Below are 264 nucleotides of genomic sequence, written 5' to 3'. Positions count from 1 at the left end.
CAGTTCCACCAGATGGAGCCCAAGAATAAGTATATCCAGCCGTTCCACCAGAAACAGAAACTGTAGCAGAACCATTAGATCCAGAGTTACAAGATACATTGGTTTGTGAAGCTGGTGTTAGAGAAAGAGCATTAGTAGGCTCTGTAATTGTAAAACTTTGTGTAGCTGTACAAGAATTCGCATCCGTAACAGTTACAGTATAAGTACCCGCTGATAGTCCCGAAGCGGTTGCAGCAGTTCCACCAGATGGAGCCCAAGAATAAG

Annotated in this window: 1 protein-coding gene; it reads right to left on the bottom strand. The window is 43.9% G+C overall.

Translation table 11 applies throughout. The features are described from left to right. Positions 1–264: SprB repeat-containing protein (locus tag GFJ99_RS13335; RefSeq protein WP_153209545.1), on the bottom strand; the 264-nt coding region annotated here is incomplete at both ends.

Source organism: Flavobacterium sp. LMO6, assembly GCF_009495795.1.
Lineage (GTDB): Bacteria > Bacteroidota > Bacteroidia > Flavobacteriales > Flavobacteriaceae > Flavobacterium.
This window is presented reverse-complemented; position numbering and strand designations above follow the sequence as displayed.